Source organism: Streptacidiphilus melanogenes, from assembly GCF_000787835.1.
Lineage (GTDB): Bacteria > Actinomycetota > Actinomycetes > Streptomycetales > Streptomycetaceae > Streptacidiphilus > Streptacidiphilus melanogenes.
The window spans coordinates 8223-27012 of the sequence record NZ_BBPP01000041.1 but is presented as its reverse complement, the minus strand read 5'-3'; the positions used below and the strand labels follow the sequence as shown (position 1 = coordinate 27012).

General features: G+C 72.2%; 16 protein-coding genes. 12 read left to right on the top strand and 4 right to left on the bottom strand.

The genetic code is table 11. The features are described from left to right. Nucleotides 1-3523, top strand: a 3523-nt coding sequence (locus TR49_RS40490; RefSeq protein ID WP_052434801.1) for a glycoside hydrolase family 84 protein, incomplete at its 5' end; no start/stop codon positions are given. Nucleotides 3524-3753: 230 nt separating this feature from the next. On the opposite strand, the gene TR49_RS31395 is transcribed toward TR49_RS40490, so the two are convergent. After that, nucleotides 3754-4329, bottom strand: coding sequence for an HNH endonuclease (locus TR49_RS31395; protein WP_042387674.1), 576 nt, complete (start codon nucleotides 4327-4329; stop codon nucleotides 3754-3756). A 275-nt stretch (nucleotides 4330-4604) separates the two neighbouring features. Here TR49_RS31395 and TR49_RS31390 point away from each other — a divergent pair, with 275 nt between their 5' ends. The 10 genes from TR49_RS31390 (at nucleotide 4605) to TR49_RS31345 (ending at nucleotide 15999) form a co-directional block, all read left to right on the top strand. Then, the gene (locus TR49_RS31390) at nucleotides 4605-5684 is read left to right on the top strand and encodes a mechanosensitive ion channel family protein (RefSeq protein WP_042387559.1); all 1080 of its coding nucleotides are present in this window, start codon (nucleotides 4605-4607) and stop codon (nucleotides 5682-5684) included. A gap of 107 nt (nucleotides 5685-5791) precedes the next feature. Beyond that, the gene (locus TR49_RS31385) at nucleotides 5792-6829 is read left to right on the top strand and encodes a membrane protein (protein ID WP_042387556.1); all 1038 of its coding nucleotides are present in this window, start codon (nucleotides 5792-5794) and stop codon (nucleotides 6827-6829) included. Between the two features lie 198 nt (nucleotides 6830-7027). Beyond that, a complete protein-coding gene (locus TR49_RS31380; RefSeq protein ID WP_042387554.1) occupies nucleotides 7028-8221 on the top strand; it encodes an ROK family transcriptional regulator in 1194 nt (397 codons plus the stop codon). A 175-nt stretch (nucleotides 8222-8396) separates the two neighbouring features. Then, nucleotides 8397-9749, top strand: a complete 1353-nt coding sequence (locus tag TR49_RS31375) for an extracellular solute-binding protein (RefSeq protein ID WP_042387672.1) — start codon at nucleotides 8397-8399, stop codon at nucleotides 9747-9749. Nucleotides 9750-9880: 131 nt separating this feature from the next. Continuing rightward, complete coding sequence (locus tag TR49_RS31370; RefSeq protein WP_084725629.1) at nucleotides 9881-10888, top strand: carbohydrate ABC transporter permease; 1008 nt, start codon at nucleotides 9881-9883, stop codon at nucleotides 10886-10888. 20 nt (nucleotides 10889-10908) lie between these two features. Then, on the top strand, nucleotides 10909-11814 hold the full coding sequence (locus TR49_RS31365; RefSeq protein WP_042387552.1) for a carbohydrate ABC transporter permease: 906 nt from the start codon (nucleotides 10909-10911) through the stop codon (nucleotides 11812-11814). Next, the gene (locus TR49_RS31360) at nucleotides 11814-13082 is read left to right on the top strand and encodes a 6-phospho-beta-glucosidase (RefSeq protein WP_042387549.1); all 1269 of its coding nucleotides are present in this window, start codon (nucleotides 11814-11816) and stop codon (nucleotides 13080-13082) included. The genes TR49_RS31365 and TR49_RS31360 overlap by 1 nt, the downstream gene beginning before the upstream one ends. Next, nucleotides 13079-14188 (top strand): N-acetylglucosamine kinase, encoded by a 1110-nt coding sequence (locus TR49_RS31355; RefSeq protein ID WP_236653610.1) that lies wholly within the window; start codon nucleotides 13079-13081, stop codon nucleotides 14186-14188. The genes TR49_RS31360 and TR49_RS31355 overlap by 4 nt, the downstream gene beginning before the upstream one ends. A gap of 112 nt (nucleotides 14189-14300) precedes the next feature. Continuing rightward, the gene (locus tag TR49_RS31350) at nucleotides 14301-15389 is read left to right on the top strand and encodes a hypothetical protein (RefSeq protein WP_236653609.1); all 1089 of its coding nucleotides are present in this window, start codon (nucleotides 14301-14303) and stop codon (nucleotides 15387-15389) included. 28 nt (nucleotides 15390-15417) lie between these two features. Next, nucleotides 15418-15999, top strand: coding sequence for a flavodoxin family protein (locus tag TR49_RS31345; protein WP_042387544.1), 582 nt, complete (start codon nucleotides 15418-15420; stop codon nucleotides 15997-15999). A gap of 21 nt (nucleotides 16000-16020) precedes the next feature. Here TR49_RS31345 and TR49_RS31340 read toward each other — a convergent pair whose 3' ends face one another. Then, on the bottom strand, nucleotides 16021-16410 hold the full coding sequence (locus tag TR49_RS31340; RefSeq protein WP_042387542.1) for a cupin domain-containing protein: 390 nt from the start codon (nucleotides 16408-16410) through the stop codon (nucleotides 16021-16023). Between the two features lie 106 nt (nucleotides 16411-16516). Here TR49_RS31340 and TR49_RS31335 point away from each other — a divergent pair, with 106 nt between their 5' ends. Then, nucleotides 16517-16972: a MarR family winged helix-turn-helix transcriptional regulator gene (locus TR49_RS31335; RefSeq protein WP_042387540.1), complete on the top strand. Its 456-nt coding sequence runs from the start codon at nucleotides 16517-16519 to the stop codon at nucleotides 16970-16972. 7 nt (nucleotides 16973-16979) lie between these two features. Here the strand turns inward: TR49_RS31335 and TR49_RS31330 are convergent, their stop codons facing one another. After that, nucleotides 16980-17825 (bottom strand): phosphate ABC transporter ATP-binding protein, encoded by an 846-nt coding sequence (locus TR49_RS31330; protein WP_042387537.1) that lies wholly within the window; start codon nucleotides 17823-17825, stop codon nucleotides 16980-16982. 67 nt (nucleotides 17826-17892) lie between these two features. After that, on the bottom strand, nucleotides 17893-18790 hold an 898-nt coding region (locus tag TR49_RS31325; RefSeq protein ID WP_042387534.1), incomplete at its 5' end, for a sortase.

The following is an 18790-nucleotide window of genomic DNA, read 5'->3' as shown; positions in this document are numbered from 1 at the left end:
GGCGGTCGCCCCGCACGCCGACCCGGGGGCGCTGGCCGCGCTGCAGGCCGCCCTGGCGGCGGCGGGCGTGCCGCGCGTCGACACCGTCTCCCCCGGCAGCGACCCGCAGCCCGGCGCGCTCACGATCTATCTGGGCGGCGCCGCCGAGGGCGCGACCGGCGGTACCGACCGGGCGCTGCGCTCCCTCGCGGGCGTCGGACACTCCGCCCTCTCCCCCACCGGGCTGCCCGCCGGCGGCTACATCCTCGGCACCGGCACGATCACCGCCCAGCCCTCGGGTACGGCGGGGGGTGCGGGCAAGGAGAACGCTGCGGGCAAGGGGGGCCCGGCGGGCGTGGCCGTGCTCGCCGGGGTGGACGCGGACGGCACCTACAACGCCGTCCAGTCCTTCCGTCAGATCCTCGGCGTCGGCGGGGCGCTGCCCGCGCTGGCCGTGCAGGACTGGCCGGCCGCGCCGGTGCGCGGCGTCGTCGAGGGCTTCTACGGCACACCGTGGACGGCGGGGCAGACCGCCGACATGATCGACTTTCTCGGGCAGACCAGGCAGAACTACCTGCTCTACGCCCCGGGTGACGACCCGTACCGGGACGCGCTGTGGCGCACCCCCTATCCGGCGGACCAGCAGGCCGAACTGCGCACGCTGGCGCAGCGTGCCGCGCTGAACCACGTCACGCTCGGCTACTCGCTCTCGCCCGGCACCTCCCTGTGCTACACCTCCCGCACCGACCAGGACGCGCTGGTGGCCAAGCTGGAGCAGCTGTGGGGCCTGGGCCTGCGCTCCTTCCAACTGGACTTCTCCCAGGCCACCTTCTCCCACTGGCACTGCGACGCGGACGCGGCCCGCTACGGACACGGCCCGCAGGCCGCCGCCCGGGCCCAGGCCGACGTCGTGGCCGTCGTGCTGCGCCGGTTCCTCGCGCAGCACCGGGGCGCCGACGCGCTGACCGTGTTCCCCAGCGAGTACCACGAGACCGACGCGACGCCCTACCGCACCGCCCTGGCCGACGCGCTCGACGGGGGCGTGCGGATCGCCTGGACCGGCGCGGGCGTGGAGCCTGCGACCATCTCCTCCGACGACCTGACGGCCGCCCAGCAGGCGCTGGGCCACCCGCTGCTGACGGAGGACAACTACCCCGTCAACGACTCGGAGCAGGACCGTCTCTATCTGGGCGCCTACCAGGGACGGGACCCGGCCGTGGCGAGCGGGACGGCCGGGCTGCTGGTCAGCGCCATGCAGCAGCCCGTCGCCTCGCGCATCCCCCTGTTCACCGCAGCGGACTTCGCCTGGAACCCGCTGGCCTACCGGCCCGACGTCTCCTGGCAGGCCGCCGTCTCCGCCCTGGCCGGGGCGACGGCCTACGGCACCGGGACGGCCGATGCCGGCGCGGCGACCCCCGTCGCGCAGGCCCGCGCGGCGCTTGCCGCCCTGGCCGGCAACAGCGCCTCCTCGCCGCTCGGGCAGCAGGAATCCGCGTATCTGCGGCCCCTGCTGGACGCCTTCTGGGCCGCGTTCGAACCGGCGTCCCCCCAGGCGGACGCCGCGACCGCCACCGCGACAGCGGCCCGCGCCGAGGCCGCCGAGCGGCTTCGTACCGCGTTCACCACGATGGCACAGGCCACTGACAATCTGGCCGGGATCGGCGGCGGACAGCTGCTCGCCGAGGACTCCGCCTGGATCCAGCAGCTCGCGCAGTACGGCCGCGCCGGGCAGGCCGCCGTCGACATGCTCGCGGCGCAGCGGGCCGGGAACGGCGCCGAGGCCTGGAGCCGGCGCGGCGCGCTGCGGCAGGAGATGAGCCGACTGGCGGACAGCGGCGTCACGCTCGGCGCGGGCGTGCTGGACGCCTTCCTCGACCGCGCCCTGAAGGCCGCCGACAGCTGGTCCGGGCTCGACGGCGACCAGCTCACGCCGACCAGCTCGATGGGCGCCGCCCAGGACGACGACCCCGCGCTGATGGTCGACGGCGACCCGAGCACCTACTACTGGTCCGGCGCCCCGCCGCAGGCGGGCGACACGGTCGGCGTCGACCTCGGCAGCGACACCCCGGTGCGGACCGTCCACATCCTGATGGGCGGCCCCGACGGCGACGTGGCCCAGGGCGACGTCATGCAGGACGCGATCCTGGAGTACGCCACCGACGACGGCGGCTGGGTGCAGGTCGGCCACTACCACGGCCAGGGCGAGATCCACGCGACGCTGCCCGCCGGCACCGTCGCCCGCTACCTGCGGCTGCGGGCCGGCTCCGGCCAGGACAACGCGGTCGCGGTGCGCGAGTTCAGCGTCGGCGCGCCGGACGCCACGGCGATGACCGCGACCGGGCCCGCCGCGGTCTCCGGGTCCCCCGTCTCCAACGCCGTCGACGGCGACCTGGACACCGCCTACCGGGCGGCGTCCGCGCCGCAGCCGGGCGACGCGCTGACGGTGGCGCTCAGTCAGACGCGCCAGCTCAGCCGTGTCGTCGCGCTGACGGACGGCAGCGTGCACACGCCCGGCTGGGTGGAGGTGCACAGCGCGGAGAAGGGCTGGACCCGCCTCGGCGCGATCGCCCCCGGCGGTTACACCGAACTCGCCGTCGACCCCAAGCTGAAGGTCGACTCGATCCGGCTGCTCTGGTCCGGCGCGCCCGGCAGCCAGGCGCCGGTCGTCTACCAGGTCATCCCCTGGTACGCGGACACGCCTCCGGCGACGCTGCAGCTCGGGGCGCAGAGCGTGGACCTCGAGGCGGGCGGCGCCGCCGTCGCCCTGCCCGGTGTGCTGCAGGCCCAGGGCGTCGGCGGGGCGACCGGCACGGTCGCAGCGCAGCTGCCTCCCGCCGCGAAGGGCCTCACCGTGGCGGGCACCGGTCCCGTCGCGCTCCCGCGCGGCGGCAGCGCGGGCGTCCCGCTGAGCTTCGCGGCGACGGCGAGCACCCCGCCGGGGTCGTACGCCGCGCACGTCGTCTTCACCGTCGGCGGCCGCAAGGCCACGCAGGACGTCACCGTGAACGTCTACCCGCGCACGGGCGGCCCCGATCTGGCCCTCACCGGCACGGCGAGCTCGTCCGCGGACGAGACCTCGGACTTCCCTGCGGGGAACGTCTCCGACGGCGATCCGACGACGCGGTGGTCGTCACCGGCCCAGGACGACGAGTGGGTCGAGGTGCGGTTGGCTGCGCCGGCGACACTGGGCGAGGTCGTCCTGCACTGGCAGGACGCGTACGCGTCGCGCTATGCGATCCAGACGTCGCTTGACGGCGTCAGCTGGACCACGGCGGCGACGGTGGCCTCCGGTCACGGTGGGGACGAGACCGTCCGCTTCGGCGCCGTGACGGCGCAGTACGTCCGCATGCAGGGCCTGTCCCGGGCGACGCGCTTCGGCTACTCGCTCTGGGGCATGGAGGTCTACGCGGTCGTCCCGCAGGCGCCGAGCCCGTCTCCGACGCCGACAGCCCCCACACCGTCCCCGACGCCGACCACGCCCCCGCCCACCCCGGACCCGACCCCGAGCCCGACGGACAGCCCGTCCCCGACGGCCACGCCGTAGGGCCGCGGTGCGGGTCCGCCGCGTGGGCGCGACAAGGCCGCACCTGCGCTCCCGCCCGGTCGCACCCCCAGGGGCGCGGGGAACGGCGCGAGAAACCACCCTGTGCGAACAGCCCTGCTCGGTGAGGACCATCCGCTCATCAGTGGCTTGTCGCGCAGTTCCCCGGCCCCGGGGTAGTGCACGGCTTCTCGCCTGGGGTAAAGCAAAAGCCCCGGCGAGCGGTCCGCGCACTACGCGGTGAGCTCGGCCGGGGCCTGTGGGGGCCCGTCCGCATGACGGAATGGCGCGAGGTGCGCCAGCTCCTCCGCTGTGCCATAGGGCTCGAGGTAGGGACGCCACCGGGGGTCGCGGTGGCCCGTGCCGATGATCCGCCAGGCGAGGCCCGTCGGGGGTGCCGGTTGGCGCTTCATGCGCCAGCCGAGGTCGGCCAGGTGCCGGTCCGCCTTCACGTGATTGCAGCGGCGGCAGGCGGCCACCACGTTGTCCCACGCATGCTGGCCGCCCCTGCTGCGCGGCACCACGTGGTCGACGCTGGTTGCGACACCACCGCAGTACACGCAGCGCCCACCGTCGCGGGCGAAGAGCGCGCGACGCGTGAGCGGGACGGGCCCGCGAAAGGGGATCCGCACGAACCGGGTGAGCCGGACGACGGATGGAACGGATATGACTGTGGTCGCGCTGTGCATGAGTACCCCGGTGTCCTCCAGGCTCACAGCCTTCTTGTCGAGGACAAGCACCAGGGCGCGTCGTAGTGAGACGACGCCGAGCGGCTCGTAGGACGCGTTCAGGACCAGAACATGCGGCACGAGGGCCTCCCTTTCCGCCGACGGCGCGTGGCTCGCGCCGGGACGACCGATCACCCAGGCGTGGGTGATCTCCTGACAGTGTCGCCGCCGAAGGTGCCGGGGCGCCAGCAAGACCGGAGATCCGTCTGGGTGTGTGCTCCCCCACACCGGAAGCCCACACCGGCACTATGCCCACAGTCACCGCAGGTCAAGCCCGGTAACGCACGGTCAGCGCGGCTGTTTTCGCGGGTGGCGCGTGGTGCGGGGCGTTCCCTCGGTCTCGGTAGGCTGGGGCGATGTCCAGCAACGCAACCCCGACCCCCGCTGCGAGCCCGTCCGCCGGGACGACGAGCGTGCACGCCACGTTGCAGCAGGCCAACCAGGCCGTGAGCTACGTGAGCTCGCACTGGGCGAACTGGGTCGAAGACGGTCTGCGGATCCTGTTCATCGCGGTGGTCGCACTGGTCGTGCGCGCCGTGGTGGTCCGCCTGATCGACAAGCTGGTCGAGCGGATGGTGCAGAGCCACCACAACGCCGCGCACAACGCGCTGCTCAACGGCCTGCTCGCGAACGCGGAGCGGCGCCGGCAGCGCTCGCAGGCGATGGGGTCGGTGCTGCGCAGCGTCGCGTCCTTCGTGATCCTGGGCACGGCGGCGATCACGATCCTGCCGGTGCTGGGCATCAACCTCGCGCCGCTGCTGGCCAGCGCGGGCGTCGCGGGCGTGGCGATCGGTTTCGGCGCGCGCAACCTGGTGACGGACTTCCTCTCCGGCGTCTTCATGATCATCGAGGACCAGTACGGCGTCGGTGATCTGATCGACACCGGCGTGGCGACCGGCACCGTGCTGGAGGTGGGCCTGCGGGTCACCAAGCTGCGCGGCGCGAACGGCGAGATCTGGTACATCCGCAACGGCGAGGTCAAGCGGATCGCCAACCTCAGCCAGGGCTGGGCCACGGCCAACGTCGACGTGCCGCTGGGCTACCAGGAGGACCTGGAGGAGGTCGAGAAGATCATCCTGGCGGCGACCGAGAGCATGGAGCAGGAGGAGGCCTGGGCCGAGCAGCTCTGGGAGCCGGTGAAGGTCCTCGGCGTCGACTCGCTGGCCGCGGACGCGATGATCATCCACGTCCAGGCGAAGGTGATGCCCGGGAAGGCGCTGGGCGTCGGCCGCGAGCTGCGCCGCCGGATCAAGGAGGCGCTGGAGGCCGCGGACATCCGCCTGGGCGTCATCCCGCAGCCGGTCGACGTGCCGATGCAGCGGACCGGCCCGGCCGTGGACTTCTCCGCACCCTCCGCCCTCGGCGACCCCAACAGCGCGCAGTCCCGCGCGACGGCCCCGATCCCGGGCCTGGACGACCCGAGCCTGCCGAGGTAGCAGCAGAAGCAGAAGTAGTTGTAGCTAGCACTCTTTCCGCATCCGTTGTAAAGTACAACTTAGAGATTCAGTTGTATTTACCAACTAGTGACGATGGACGGGATGAGATGTCCGAACGCGCCGTACTCCGCCGGGTGCTCACGCACCTGCTGCTCCCGCTGCTCATGTGCATCGGCATGGGCCTCGCGTACGAGAGCGCGTTCCACGCACCGTCCCCGCACCACATGAAGGTCGCCGTCGTCGGCAGCGGACCGCAGGCCGACGTGCTGGCGCAGACGCTCAAGGACAGGGCCGGCGACGCACTCGACGTCACCACGCTGCCGAGCGGCGACGCCGCGCGGGCGCAGATCATGGACCGCACCCTGGTGGCTGCCTACACGCCGAGCACGACGGCGCCCACGCTGATGGTGGCCACCGCCAACTCCGCCACCGACGTCGAGGTCGCGCAGAAGATCTTCACGCAGGTCGCGAGCGTGCAGCACCAGCCGCTCGCAGTCGTCGACCTGACGCCCATGCCCACCCAGGACCCGACCAACCAGTCTCTGTTCTTCCTGCTCGTCGCGATCAGCATCGGCTCCTACGGCAGCGTCGCGGTGATCGGCGGCGCCGGCGAGGCACTGCGGATGCGGACGCGGGCCGCGCTGTGCCTCGGGGTGTCCTTCGCCGTCGCGGCGATCGGGGCCGCACTCGCGGGGCCGGTGTTCCACTTCGTGCACCACGACCTGTTCGGGCTGTTCGGCCTGGCCTGGGTCTACTCCTTCGCGGTCGTGGCGATCGGCACCGCGCTGCACCGCTTCCTGGGCCGCTGGACGACGCTCGGCACGATGCTGCTCTTCGTGATGCTGAACTTCACCTCCTCCGGCGGCGTCTTCCGCCCCGACCTGCAGAACGGCTTCTTCGCCTCGCTGCACTCCTTCTGGATCGGTTCGGGCTTCGTCGAGGGTGCGCGCAGCATGGTCTACTTCGACGGCCGCGCCGGCTTCGGCACCGACGTGTGGATCCTGGCGGCCTGGGCGGCGGTCGGCGCCGCCGCGCTCGCGGTGACCTCGCTGTTCGAGCGGAAGCGCCGCCCCGTCCCGCTGCTCGCCGTGGAGTCCGAGGCCGACGCCGCCGAGGAGCGCGAGGAGGCCGCCGTCGCGGTCTGACCCGCCCCACACCGCCCGCAACGCCGACGCCCCGGGTAACGCTTCGGTCTCCAAGGAGACGGAGGCGTTCCCGGGGCATTGACATCCCCTCACCGGCCGCCGTACGTTCCTGGCGACCGACAGGAAAGTTTCCTAATAGTTCACGATCAGCGCACCCGTTAGGGTGCTGGGCACCTACGAGGAGGGTGATTCAACGCCATGTCGACCGGCACCGGCAACCCCTCGCAGCAGCCCGGCACTCCCCGCCTGCTGCGCGCGATCAACGATCGGGCCGCCCTCGAACTGCTGCTGGAGCAGGGGCCCCTCTCCCGCACGCAGCTCGGCCAGCTGACGGGGCTCTCCAAGCCGACCGCCTCGCAGCTACTGGCCCGGCTGGAGTCGGCGGGACTGGTCGTCCCCGTCGGCACCACGGCCGGTCGGCCCGGCCCCGGGGCGCAGCTGTACGAGATCAACCCGCGGGTGGCCTACGTGGCCGGGCTGGACGTCGCACCGGAGCGGATCCGGATCGCCATCGCGGACATCACCGGCCGCGTCGTCACCGAGCACCGGCTGCCGCTGCCCGAGGGCGACCCAGGCGAGGCGCTGGCTCAGGTCACCCGGGCGCTGGACACCGCGACCGAGGCGGCCGGCCTCCGCCGCGACCAGCTGCGGCAGGTCGTCATCGGTACGCCGGGCGCGCTCGACCCGGCCACGGGCCTGCTCCGCTACGCGCCGCACCTGCTCGGCTGGGAGTCCGCGCACCTGGTGTCCGAACTGACGGCGGCGCTCGGCGTGCCGGTCGCGCTCGAGAACGACGTGAACCTGGCCGCCGTGGCCGAGCAACGCGTCGGGCTGGCGCAGGGCGTGCAGGACTTCGTGCTGCTCTGGGTGGAGGCGGGCATCGGCGCCGCCCTGGTCCTGGGCGGACGAATGCACCGTGGCCACACCGGCGGCGCGGGCGAGATCGGCTACATGCCGATGCCGGGCGCGCCACTGATCAAGAACGTGCACCTGGAGACCGAGAACTCCGGCGGTTTCCAGGAGCTGGCCGGCGCCCCGGCGGTGCTGGCCCTGGCCGCCGAGCACGGCCTGCCCGCCGAGAGCGCGCAGGCCGCCGTGGCGGAGGCCATCACCCGCGACGCTGACGAGTTCCTGCGGACCCTGGCCGAGCGGATGGCCACGGGACTCGCCGCGCTGGTCGCCGTCGTCGACCCGGAGCTGGTCGTGCTCAGCGGCCAGGTCCCCCGGGCCGGCGGCGAGCGGCTTCGCGCGCTGGTCCAGGAGGAGCTGAGCGGGCTGGCCATCCCCAGACCCCGGCTGCTGCTGACCGAACTCACCGGCCCGCCCGTCGTCGTCGGCGCACTGCAGACGGCGCTGGCCACGGCAAGGGAGCAGGTCTTCTCCACCCACTGAGCCCGCCGCCTACCGACTCGGCACACCGCAACGGCACCATCGCACCACCGCATCGCACCGCCGCACCACCCCCAGGAGACCACGGACCGGCCCGCACCTGCCGCGCCCGTAGCTCAGTGCACTCCGAAGCGCCTTCCGAACCGCCTGGTCCGACCCCACTGGAGATCCCGTGTCGATCGCTCAGCCCGCCCGTAGAGGCCGTCGTACCGCAGCCGCCCTCGCTGTCGCCGCGTCGCTCGCACTGACCGCCGCCGCGTGCACCGGTCAGCCCAACTCGGGCGCCCAGGGCAGCACCGGCTCCACCGACAAGCCGGTGACCATCACCTTCTGGCACGGCTGGAGCCAGCCCAACGAGCTCGCCGCGATCAACGCCAACATCGCGGGCTTCGAGAAGCTGCACCCGAACATCAAGGTCAACGCAGTCAAGGCGGTCTCCGCCGACACCATCACCCAGGGCATGCGCGCCACCGGCGCCAACGCGCCCGACGTGGTCTCCGACTTCTCCACCACCGACGTCGGCAAGTTCTGCTCCACCGGCGCGTGGATCGATCTCAACCCGCTGATGGAGAAGGACAAGATCGACCCGAAGACCGTGTTCTCCCCGGCGATGCTCGACTACACGCAGTACAAGGGCGACCAGTGCTCGCTCCCGCTGCTGGGCGACGCGTACGGGCTCTACTACAACGTGGACATGTTCAAGGCCGCCGGCATCTCCTCCCCGCCGAAGACCTACTCGGAGCTGGCCGCCGACGCGGTCAAGCTGACCAAGGGCGACGGCTCGCAGCAGCTCGGCTTCATGCCGCTGTGGGACTACTACGAGCAGAACACCGGCTACCTGGGCGGGCAGTACGGCCCGACCTACTTCACCGCCGACGGCAAGTCGAACCTGGCGGCCGACCCGACCTGGCCGGCGCTCTTCGCCTGGCAGAAGGACTTGATCGGCAAGCTCGGCGGCTACACGCACCTGGAGAAGCTGCGCACGGGCTACGGCGACGAGTTCGCGGCCAACGCCTTCGACAAGGGCAAGGTCGCCATGCAGCTCGACGGCGAGTGGCGGGTCGCCAACCTGCAGCAGGACAAGGTGAGCTTCAACTGGGCCACCGCGCCGTTCCCGGTGCCGGACAACGAGGCCTCCTCCTACGGCCGGGGCTTCCAGACGGGGACCGTCATCGGCATCAACCGCAACAGCCAGAAGCAGGCCGCGGCCTGGGACTTCGTGAAGTACATGACCACGAACACCGACGCCCTGGTCACCTTCGCCAACGCGATCGACAACGTGCCGAGCACCATCGCCGCGCTGGGGTCGCCGGACCTGAAGCTGCCGAGCACCTTCCAGACCTTCCTGAACGTGGCCAAGAACCCGAACTCGGTCACCCAGCCGGCCACGCCGGACGGTGACGGCTACGTGACCATCCTGCAGAACCTGGGCCTGGACCTGCAGTCGGGCAAGCAGACGGACGTCATGGCGGGCCTGAAGAAGGCCGACACGGACGTCGACAACTCCCTCGCGCAGGCCGGCACGCAGTGACCGGCCGGTGCCGCTGAGCCGGCACCGCCGAGCTCCGGGTCGGCCGGGATCTCCAACGCCCTGGCCCGGCCGGCCCGGTCCCCTTCTCCCTCCCGTCTCCTTCCCTTCGCCTCGCCCGGTGGTGAACGTCCATGAGCAGCACGACGGCCGAGACCGGCCCGTCCCCCACTCCGCCAAAGGCCCGCGCAGGCAAGTCCCCGGTCGCTCCCGCGCTCAGGCGCAAGCACCGCCGCGAGCTGCGAGTGGCCCTGGCCTTCCTCTCCCCCTGGCTGATCGGCTTCGCGATCTTCTTCGCCTACCCGCTGATCTCCACCGTCTACTTCTCCTTCATGCACTACGACGGCTACAACCCGCCGAGCTTCGTGGGCCTGAAGAACTGGACCTACATCCTCAGCGAGAACCCGTACTTCTGGACCGCCATGCGCAACACGCTGTGGCTGGTCGTGGTGATGGTCACGCTGCGCGTGATCTTCGGGCTCGGCATCGGCATGCTGATCACGAAGATCAAGACGGGTGCCGGCTTCTTCCGCACCGCCTTCTACCTGCCCTACCTGGCCCCGCCGGTCGCGGCGACCATCGGCTTCGCGTTCCTGCTCAACCCCGGCACCGGCCCGGTCAACCACCTGCTCGGCAAGCTCGGCCTGCCGCAGCCCGGCTGGTTCAACGACCCCAACTGGTCCAAGCCCTCGCTGGTGCTGCTGGCCCTGTGGGGGATCGGCGACCTGATGGTCATCTTCATGGCCGCCCTGCTGGACGTGCCGACCGAGCAGTACGAGGCGGCCTCCCTCGACGGCGCCGGACCGTTCCAGCGGTTCCGCTACGTGACGCTGCCGAACATCATGCCGATCATCATGTTCGCCGTGGTCACCGGCGTGATCCAGACGCTGCAGTACTACACGCAGGCAATGGTCGCCGGTCAGGTCGCCTCCGGGACGCTCTCCGGCTCCGGCCAGAACTACTTCCCCGGCTATCCGGGCGGATCCACCTGGACCGTGCCGCAACTCGTCTACAACCTCGGCTTCCAGAGCAACGACGACATCGGCGCGGCCTGCGTGGTCTCGCTGGTCCTGTTCGTGCTCGCGATGGCCTTCACCTCCCTGCTGATGCGCCGGCGCGCCGGCCTCATGGGCGACGACTAGGCCGGAAGGACCGGGAAACCATGAGCGACACCCTGACCTTGGACTCCGCGCCGAGCACCTCGGCACCCGCGCCCCGGACGGCCGCGCACCGCCGCGCGGTGCGGCAGCGGCGCCTCAACTGGATCGCCGTGCACTCGCTCGGCATCGCGGCGGCACTGTTCTTCCTGCTGCCGTTCGTCTTCCTCTTCCTCACCTCGCTGATGAGCGACGACCAGTCGCTCAGCGCCAACCTGTGGCCGCAGCACTGGGTGTGGAGCAACTACGTCAACGTCTTCAAGGTGCCGGGCTTCACCGACTGGTGGAAGAACAGCATCGAGTACTCGGTGCTCGGCACCGTGCTGACGGTGGCCTCCTCCATCCCCGCCGCCTACGCGCTGGCCAAGTTCCGCTTCCCCGGCCGCCGGGTGGCGATGATGGCGGTCATCTCGATGATGATGCTGCCGCCACAGGTGATCATCGTGCCGATGTACCTGCTGTGGACGAACCAGCTGCACCTGACCGGGACCATCTGGCCGCTGGTCATCCCCATGGCCTTCGGCGACGCGTTCTCCATCTTCCTGCTGCGTCAGTTCCTGCTGACCATCCCCAAGGAGTACCTGGACGCGGCGAAGGTGGACGGCTGCGGCGAGTTCACCACGCTGCGCCGGGTGGTGCTGCCGATGATCAAGCCTGCCGTCTCGGCGGTGGCGCTGTTCCAGTTCTTCTACTGCTGGAACGACTTCTTCGGCCCGCAGATCTACCTCGCGCAGAACCCGGGCGCCTGGACCGTCTCCTACGGTCTGCAGACCTTCCACAGCGCGCACCACACGGACTGGAACCTGACCATGGCCGCCACCCTGCTGGTGATGGCGCCCGTGATCATCGTGTTCTTCTTCGCCCAGAAGGCCTTCATCGAGGGCGTGACACTGACAGGAGTCAAGGGCTGATGAGCCTCAAGCTGGTCGTCGTCGGAGGCGGCTCGACGTACACGCCGGAGCTGATCGACGGCTTCGCCAGACTCCGGGACACCCTGCCCATCGGCGAGCTGGTGCTGGTCGACCCCGCTGCGGAGCGGCTGGAGCTGGTCGGCGGGCTGGCCCGGCGGATCTTCGCCAGGCAGGGCCACCCGGGCACCGTCACCACCTCCACCGACCTCGACGCGTCCGTCCAGGGCGCCGACGCGGTGCTGCTGCAGCTGCGCGTCGGCGGCCAGGCGGCCCGCGACCAGGACGAGACGTGGCCGCTGGAGTGCGGCTGCGTCGGCCAGGAGACCACCGGCGCGGGCGGGTTGGCGAAGGCGCTGCGGACCGTCCCGATCGTCCTCGACATCGCCGAGCGGGTGCGCCGGGCCAACCCGGACGCCTGGATCGTCGACTTCACCAACCCCGTCGGCATCGTCACCCGCGCGCTGCTGACCCACGGGCACAAGGCCGTCGGCCTGTGCAACGTGGCGATCGGCTTCCAGCGCAAGTTCGCCGGCCTGCTCGGCGTCGAGCCGGATCGGATCCGGCTGGACCACGTGGGCCTGAACCACCTCACCTGGGAGCGCGGCGTCAGACTCGACGGCAAGGACGTGCTGCCGCAGCTGATCGACGGGCACGGCGAGGCGATCGCCGAGGACCTGGAGCTGCCGCTTTCGCTGGTGCGGCAGTTGGGCGTCGTGCCCTCCTACTACCTGCGCTACTTCTACGAGCACGACAACGTCGTCGCGGAGCTGAAGCAGCAGGGTTCGCGGGCCTCGAAGGTCGCCGCGATCGAGCGGGAGCTGCTGACCATGTACGCGGACCCGCAGCTGGACGAGAAGCCGGAGCTGCTGGCGCAGCGCGGCGGCGCGTTCTACAGCGAGGCGGCGGTGCAGCTGGTCGCCTCCCTTCTCGGTACGCAGGGCGGGGAGCCGTCCGAGCAGGTGGTCAACGTCCGCAACGCGGGCACGCTGCCGTTCCTGCCGGACGACGCGGTCATCGAGGTGCCGGCGCTGGTCGACGCCTCGGGCGCGCGGCCACTGCCGGTCCCGACCGTCGAGCCGCTGTACGCGGGTCTGATCGCCCACGTCACCGGCTACGAACAGCTGGCCCTGGACGCGGCCCTGCGCGGCGGCCGGGACCGGGTCTTCCAGGCCCTGCTGGCTCACCCGCTGGTCGGGCAGCTGGACCTGGCGCATCAGTTGACGGACCGACTGATCGCGCACAACCGCGAGCACCTGGCGTGGGCGTGACGACCTTGATGACTGGCCTGCCGAACGAGTCCGAGGACGACGAGGTCGGGAACCCGATCGGCGCGGGGACCGTGGGAGCGGTCGGCACCGAACTGGTCCCGGGCGTGCTCGCGATCGACGCCGGCAACAGCAAGACCGACGTGGCGCTGGTGACCGCGGACGGAACCGTCCTCGGCACCGCCCGCGGCGCCGGCTTCCGCCCGTACTCGAGCGGGACCGAGGGCGCGGTCGACGGCCTGGCCGCGCTGGTGGCCGCGGCCGCTGCCGAGGCCGGGCTGGACGTCAGCGGCGGCCAGGGCCCGCTGGTCACGCACGTGTCCGCGTGCCTGGCCAACGCGGATCTGCCCGTCGAGGAACGGGAGTTGCAGCAGGAGATCGCGGCGCGCGGCTGGTCGCGGACCACCGTCGTCGCGAACGACACCTTCGCGCTGCTGCGCGCGGGCACGGACGCGCCGCGCGGGGTCGCGGTGGTCTGCGGCGCGGGCATCAACTGTGTCGGCCTGCTGCCGGACGGCCGCACCGCGCGGTTCCCCGCGCTCGGTCAGATCACCGGTGACTGGGGTGGCGGCGGGGGCATCGCCCTGGAGGTGATGTGGTGCTCCACCCGCGCCGAGGACGGTCGCGGCGAGCCCACCGCACTGGCGGCGGCGGTCGCCGGGCACTTCGGCCTGCCGACCGCGAGCGCGGTCGCCGAGGCGGTCCACCTCGGCGGCGTGGCCGAGGGCCGACTGCACGAGCTCGTCCCGGTCCTCTTCCGCTGCGCGGAGGCGGGCGACCCGACGGCCGTCCAGCTGGTGGAGCGCCAGGCCGAGGAGATCGTCGCGCTGGCGACGGTGGCCCTGCGTCGCCTCGACCTGATCGACGTGCCCGCCGACGTGGTCCTCGGCGGCGGTGTGCTGGCTGCGCGTCAGCCGCTGCTGATGGAGGCGGTGCTGAGCCGCCTGGCACAGTCCGCGCCACTGGCCCGGCCGCGCGTGGTCACCACGCCCCCGGTCGTCGGCGCGGCGCTGCTGGGCCTGGACCACCTCGCCTCCGCAAGCCTCGGCGGCGGCCCGGCGGCCCAGTCCGCCGTCCGCGCGGCCTTCGCCGCGCGCGCCGAGGGGTAGTCAGTTCCCCCTGCGGCCTGCCCGTCCACTGCACCGCCAGGACGGGCAGGCCGTGCGGGCGGACGGGGAAAGTCCTGGACAGCCGTGCACCGGACCGTGGATGATCCCGGCCGTGTTCGAATTCCTTCTCTTCCTCGGCGCTGTCGCCGTACTCGTGTCGCTACGGCGCTCGCTCGTTGCGGCGCTGCGCGGTCGCCGCAACCTCAAGCTCGTCGAGACCTTCCGGCCGGAGGAGTTCGGCCTGGTGCCCCGCGCGGAGCTGGACGCGAGCCGGGCCGCGCCCGAGCCGTCCCCGGCGCTGGTCGCGCGCAAGCAGGGCATCGCCGACGCGGCCTGGGCCGGCGACTTCCACCCCGCCGCCGCGTACGTCGCCGAGGCCGGCCAGGACTGGGACGAGCGCTGGTCGCGCCTGGAACTGCTGCAGTACGTCGCGGGCCAGGACGAGGCCTGGCTCGCCAAGTGGCGCGCCGATCAGCCGGACAACGCCGACGCCGCCACGCTCCACGCGAGCCTGCTGCTGCACAACGCCTGGAAGGTCCGCGGCGGCGGCTACGCCCGCGAGGTCCCGCCGGAGCGGATGGCGAAGTTCAAGGAGATGCTGCCGGCCTCGATGGAGGCCGCCCGCGCGGCCGCGGAACTGGCGCCGCAGGATCCCGGACCCTGGGTCGTGATGATCACGGCCGCGCGTGGACTCCGGTACTCCCATGAGCAGTTCGAGCCGCTGTGGGCGGGCCTCAAGGCCCGTGCCCCGCTCCACGTGGACGGTCACTGGCAGGCGCTGCAGTACTGGTGCGCCAAGTGGCACGGCTCCGACGAGGCGATGATGCAGTTCGCCGAGGCCGCCCTCGCCGAGGCCCCCGAGGGCCACCCGCTGGCGGGCATCTACCTGCGCGCCCTGCACGAGCTGGAGTCCCGCAGGACCGCGCTCCCCTCCGGCCCGCGTGCCGTGCAGCTGCTCGGGCGCGTCCGCGTCTGCCTGCTCGCGTTGCCCGCGGACGACGACCAGCTGCCCGCGCTGCGCCACCTCCTGGCGCACTACCTCCTGCGGGCCGAGCAGTACGACGCGGCGCTGGAGCAGTTCCAGCTGCTCGGACGCTGGTGCGGCGCCTACCCCTGGACGGACGCCGACGACCCGGTCGCGGAGTTCGACCGCGGCCGTGCGCTCGCAGCACAGCGCAGCTCGTACGCCCGGGCGGAATAGGCCCGGTCCGGTGGCGGTTGCCGCCTGCGTGACGACACGATCCTTCCTCTTCCTGCTGGCCAGCGCCCGCCCGGACGGCAACACCGAGCTCCTCGCCCGCGCGGCGGCGGAGCAGTTGCCGCCCGGGACGGAGCAGCGCTGGCTGGACCTCTCCGCGTACCCGCTGCCGGACTACCAGGACACCCGCCACGCGAACGAGTCCTGGCCGGGACAGGACAACGAGGCGTTCCTCCACGAGGCGACGCTGGGCGCCACGGACGTCGTGATCGCCTCGCCGCTGTACTGGTACTCGCTGTCCGCGTACGCGAAGCGGTATCTGGACTACTGGTCCAAGTGGCTGCGCACGCCGGACCCGGAGTTCCGGGCCAAGATGTCCGGCCGCACCCTGTGGGGCGTCACGGCGATGGCCCACGTCGAGGAGGAGGTCGCCCTGCCGCTGGAGCTGACGCTCAACCACACGGCGGCGTACATGGGCATGCGCTTCGGAGGCGTGCTCCTGGGCAACGGCTCGCGTCCGGGCCAGGTGCTGGAGGACGAGCGCGCGCTGCGGCGCGCGAAGACGTTCTTCGCGCGGGAGGCTCCGCTCGCGCACTTCCCTTACGAAAGTTGAGGCCTTGCGAACGTTGAGCCCTTACGAGGGCTGAGGGCTGTTCGCCCACGGCGGGCGGATGCGGGTGCCGTCAGCCATGACGGCCTCCAGGCCGAGGGAGGTCGCGGTCCAGATGCGGGCGGGCGCGTCGGAGAGGTTGTCGACGCGGAGGGTGCTGCCCGCGTTGGCCACGAGGACGTCGCCGGCGGTGAGGTCGTGGACCTCCCCGTCGAGGGTGAAGCGCAGGGTGCCCTCGAGGATGTGGAGGATCTCCTCGCGGGTGATGGTGTGGGCCTGGCCCGGGGTGTGGGCGGGGATCTCGCCGCGCCAGGCGGCGAGCTCCCGGCTTCCGGTGGCGGGGTGGGCGTAGGAGACGAAGCGGACGCCGTGGAGCTCGTGGACCGTGGCCTCGTCACTGCGGATCGCGGGCATGGCGGAACGACCTTTCCTGAGACGTTGCAGCCTGGAGCGCTGCAGGGATGGACAAGCAACTTGTCCATATCGACAAGCTACTTGTCCATTGGGGTAAGGTCAACCCATGTCCGAAGCAGCAGCCCGGGATCCCCTCGCCTTCTCCGCGCTCGTCCTCGCCCTCGCCGGAGAGCTCGTGCAGGGCATCCACGACCGCGTCGGCGCAGCCGGGTTCGACGACCTGCGGCCCGCGCACGGCTTCGCCTTCGCGCGGATCTCCCACGGCGGGGCCACCACCGGGGAGCTCGCGGAGCACCTCGGGGTGACCAAGCAGGCCGCCGCCCAGCTCGTGGACGAGCTCGTGCGGAAGGGATACGTCGAGCGCACAACCCACCCCACCGACGCGCGGGCACGGCTGCTGCGGCTCACCGAGCGCGGCTGGGCCTGCACCCGCGCCGCGGACGCCGCCGCCGTCGAGGCGGTCGCCCCCTACCGGCGCCTGCTGGGCGAGGAGCGCTTCGCCGCGCTGGTGCGCGACCTGTCCGCGCTCGGCCCGAGGGGTCCTGTCCGGCCCGCGTGGTGACGCGACGTCAGCCGAAGCGGCCGTTCACGTAGTCCGCGGTGCGGGGGTCGCGCGGACTCGCGAACATCGCCTGGGTGTCGCCGTGCTCGACGATGCCGCCCGGGACGCCCTGGCTGGCGAGGAAGAACGCGCACTGGTCCGAGACGCGCGCGGCCTGCTGCATGTTGTGCGTGACGATCACGATCGTCACCTCGTGGACCAGCTCGCGGATGGTCTCCTCGATGCGGCGCGTCGAGGAGGGGTCCAGCGCCGAGCACGGCTCGTCCATCAGCAGCACCTGCGGCCGGATGGCCAGCGAGCGGGCGATGCACAGACGCTGCTGCTGCCCGCCGGAGAGCGCGCCGCCGGGCTGCTTGAGGCGGTCCCGCACCTCCGTCCACAGGCCGGCCTTGGTCAGGCACTCCTCGACCAGGCGGTCCCGCTCGGCGCGGCTCGCACGGGTGCCGGTCAGCTTCAGTCCCGCCACCACGTTGTCGTAGATGGACATCGCCGGGAACGGGTTGGGCTTCTGGAAGACCATGCCGATCGAACGGCGTGCCTCGGTCAGGCGGCGGTCGGCGCCGTAGATGTCCGCGCCGTCCAGCAGGACCTCGCCGGCCAGGGTGGCCTCCGCGATCAGCTCGTGCATGCGGTTGAGGATCCGCAGGAAGGTGGACTTGCCGCAGCCCGACGGGCCGATCAGCGCGGTGACCCGGCCGGCGGGCATGGCGAGGGAGACCCGGTCCAGCACCTGGTGGTCGCCGAACCAGGCCGAGATCTCGCGGGCCTCCAGAGCGCCCGGGCGGGCGGCGGGGAGCGGCGGACGCTGCGCCGGCAGGATGAGCGTCTGCTCCGGTTGCGCGGGGGCAGTCATCGGGTGGTACCTCTCTTGCTCGCGCTCGCTCGCGCTTGCCGGCGAACGGACGTCGGACTCGGACTCATCAGATGAGGTTGGGCAGCAGCCGGGCGACCTGGTCGGCCACGCACAGCCCGAGCGCGCCGAGCACCGGCACGCCGACCGCCCACGCCTGCCAGCGGCCCCAGCGGATGCGGGCCAGGGTGACTCCGACCGCGGCGAGCAGCAGCCCCTCGCCCCAGAGCACGAGCGGCACCCAGGCGGACGCGTCGCCGTGCATCGGCAGCTCCGACGGGTCCAACTGCTGCGCCGTCAGCGGGCGGGCGGGCGCGACCCGCACCTTGCTGATCAGATCGGCGTCGACCTGGAGCACGCCGTCCGGCGCGAAGGCCGGACCGCTCGCCGTCACCAGGACCAGCCGCCCCTTCCCGGCCGCCAGCGCGGGCGGCACGGGGTCGCCCGCGCGGCGCACGTCGAGCACCCGGTAGGTCTGCTTTCCCTGGCCGGTCGTCAGGACGAAGGTCTCGTCCGGACGGAGCTGGTCCAGCTGGCCGAAGGGTCCGCCGAATCCCGATTCGCGCGCCATCAGCACGCTCGTCCCGGCCTGGCCGGGCAACGGGGTGTCGCGGCGGTGACCGGGGCCGAGCTCCAGCACCCCCGAGGTGGTGCCTTCGCGCACCACCTCGCGCAGGCCGAGCTCCGGGACGGTGAGCAGGGCGACGGGCGTGCCGAGCGCCAGCAGCTTGCCGTCCTGGTCGGTCTGGCCGACCGGCGCGGTGCCCTGCGCGAGTGCGAGGCGCAGGGCGGCGTAGCCGGTCTCGCGGTCGCGTGCGTGGCGGATGTCGCCGATCGGGCCCACGTCGAGCAGCAGTCCGAACAGCAGCGCGGACAGGATCATCAGGGTGGCCCCGTAGGCCCCCGCGGCGTCCAGGCCGCGACGCGGCCTGGTGGACGGCGGTGCCGGCGGCGTCGCCCACACGGCC

Excerpts from the sequence above, each read along its gene's own strand:
- TR49_RS31390 (WP_042387559.1), top strand. The coding sequence starts at position 4,605 with ATGTCCAGCAACGCAACCCCGACCCCCGCTGCGAGCCCGTCCGCCGGG.
- TR49_RS31385 (WP_042387556.1), top strand. The coding sequence starts at position 5,792 with ATGTCCGAACGCGCCGTACTCCGCCGGGTGCTCACGCACCTGCTGCTC.
- TR49_RS31380 (WP_042387554.1), top strand. The coding sequence starts at position 7,028 with ATGTCGACCGGCACCGGCAACCCCTCGCAGCAGCCCGGCACTCCCCGC.
- TR49_RS31370 (WP_084725629.1), top strand. The coding sequence starts at position 9,881 with ATGAGCAGCACGACGGCCGAGACCGGCCCGTCCCCCACTCCGCCAAAG.
- TR49_RS31365 (WP_042387552.1), top strand. The coding sequence starts at position 10,909 with ATGAGCGACACCCTGACCTTGGACTCCGCGCCGAGCACCTCGGCACCC.
- TR49_RS31360 (WP_042387549.1), top strand. The coding sequence starts at position 11,814 with ATGAGCCTCAAGCTGGTCGTCGTCGGAGGCGGCTCGACGTACACGCCG.
- TR49_RS31340 (WP_042387542.1), bottom strand. The coding sequence starts at position 16,410 with ATGCCCGCGATCCGCAGTGACGAGGCCACGGTCCACGAGCTCCACGGC.
- TR49_RS31335 (WP_042387540.1), top strand. The coding sequence starts at position 16,517 with ATGTCCGAAGCAGCAGCCCGGGATCCCCTCGCCTTCTCCGCGCTCGTC.
- TR49_RS31330 (WP_042387537.1), bottom strand. The coding sequence starts at position 17,825 with ATGACTGCCCCCGCGCAACCGGAGCAGACGCTCATCCTGCCGGCGCAG.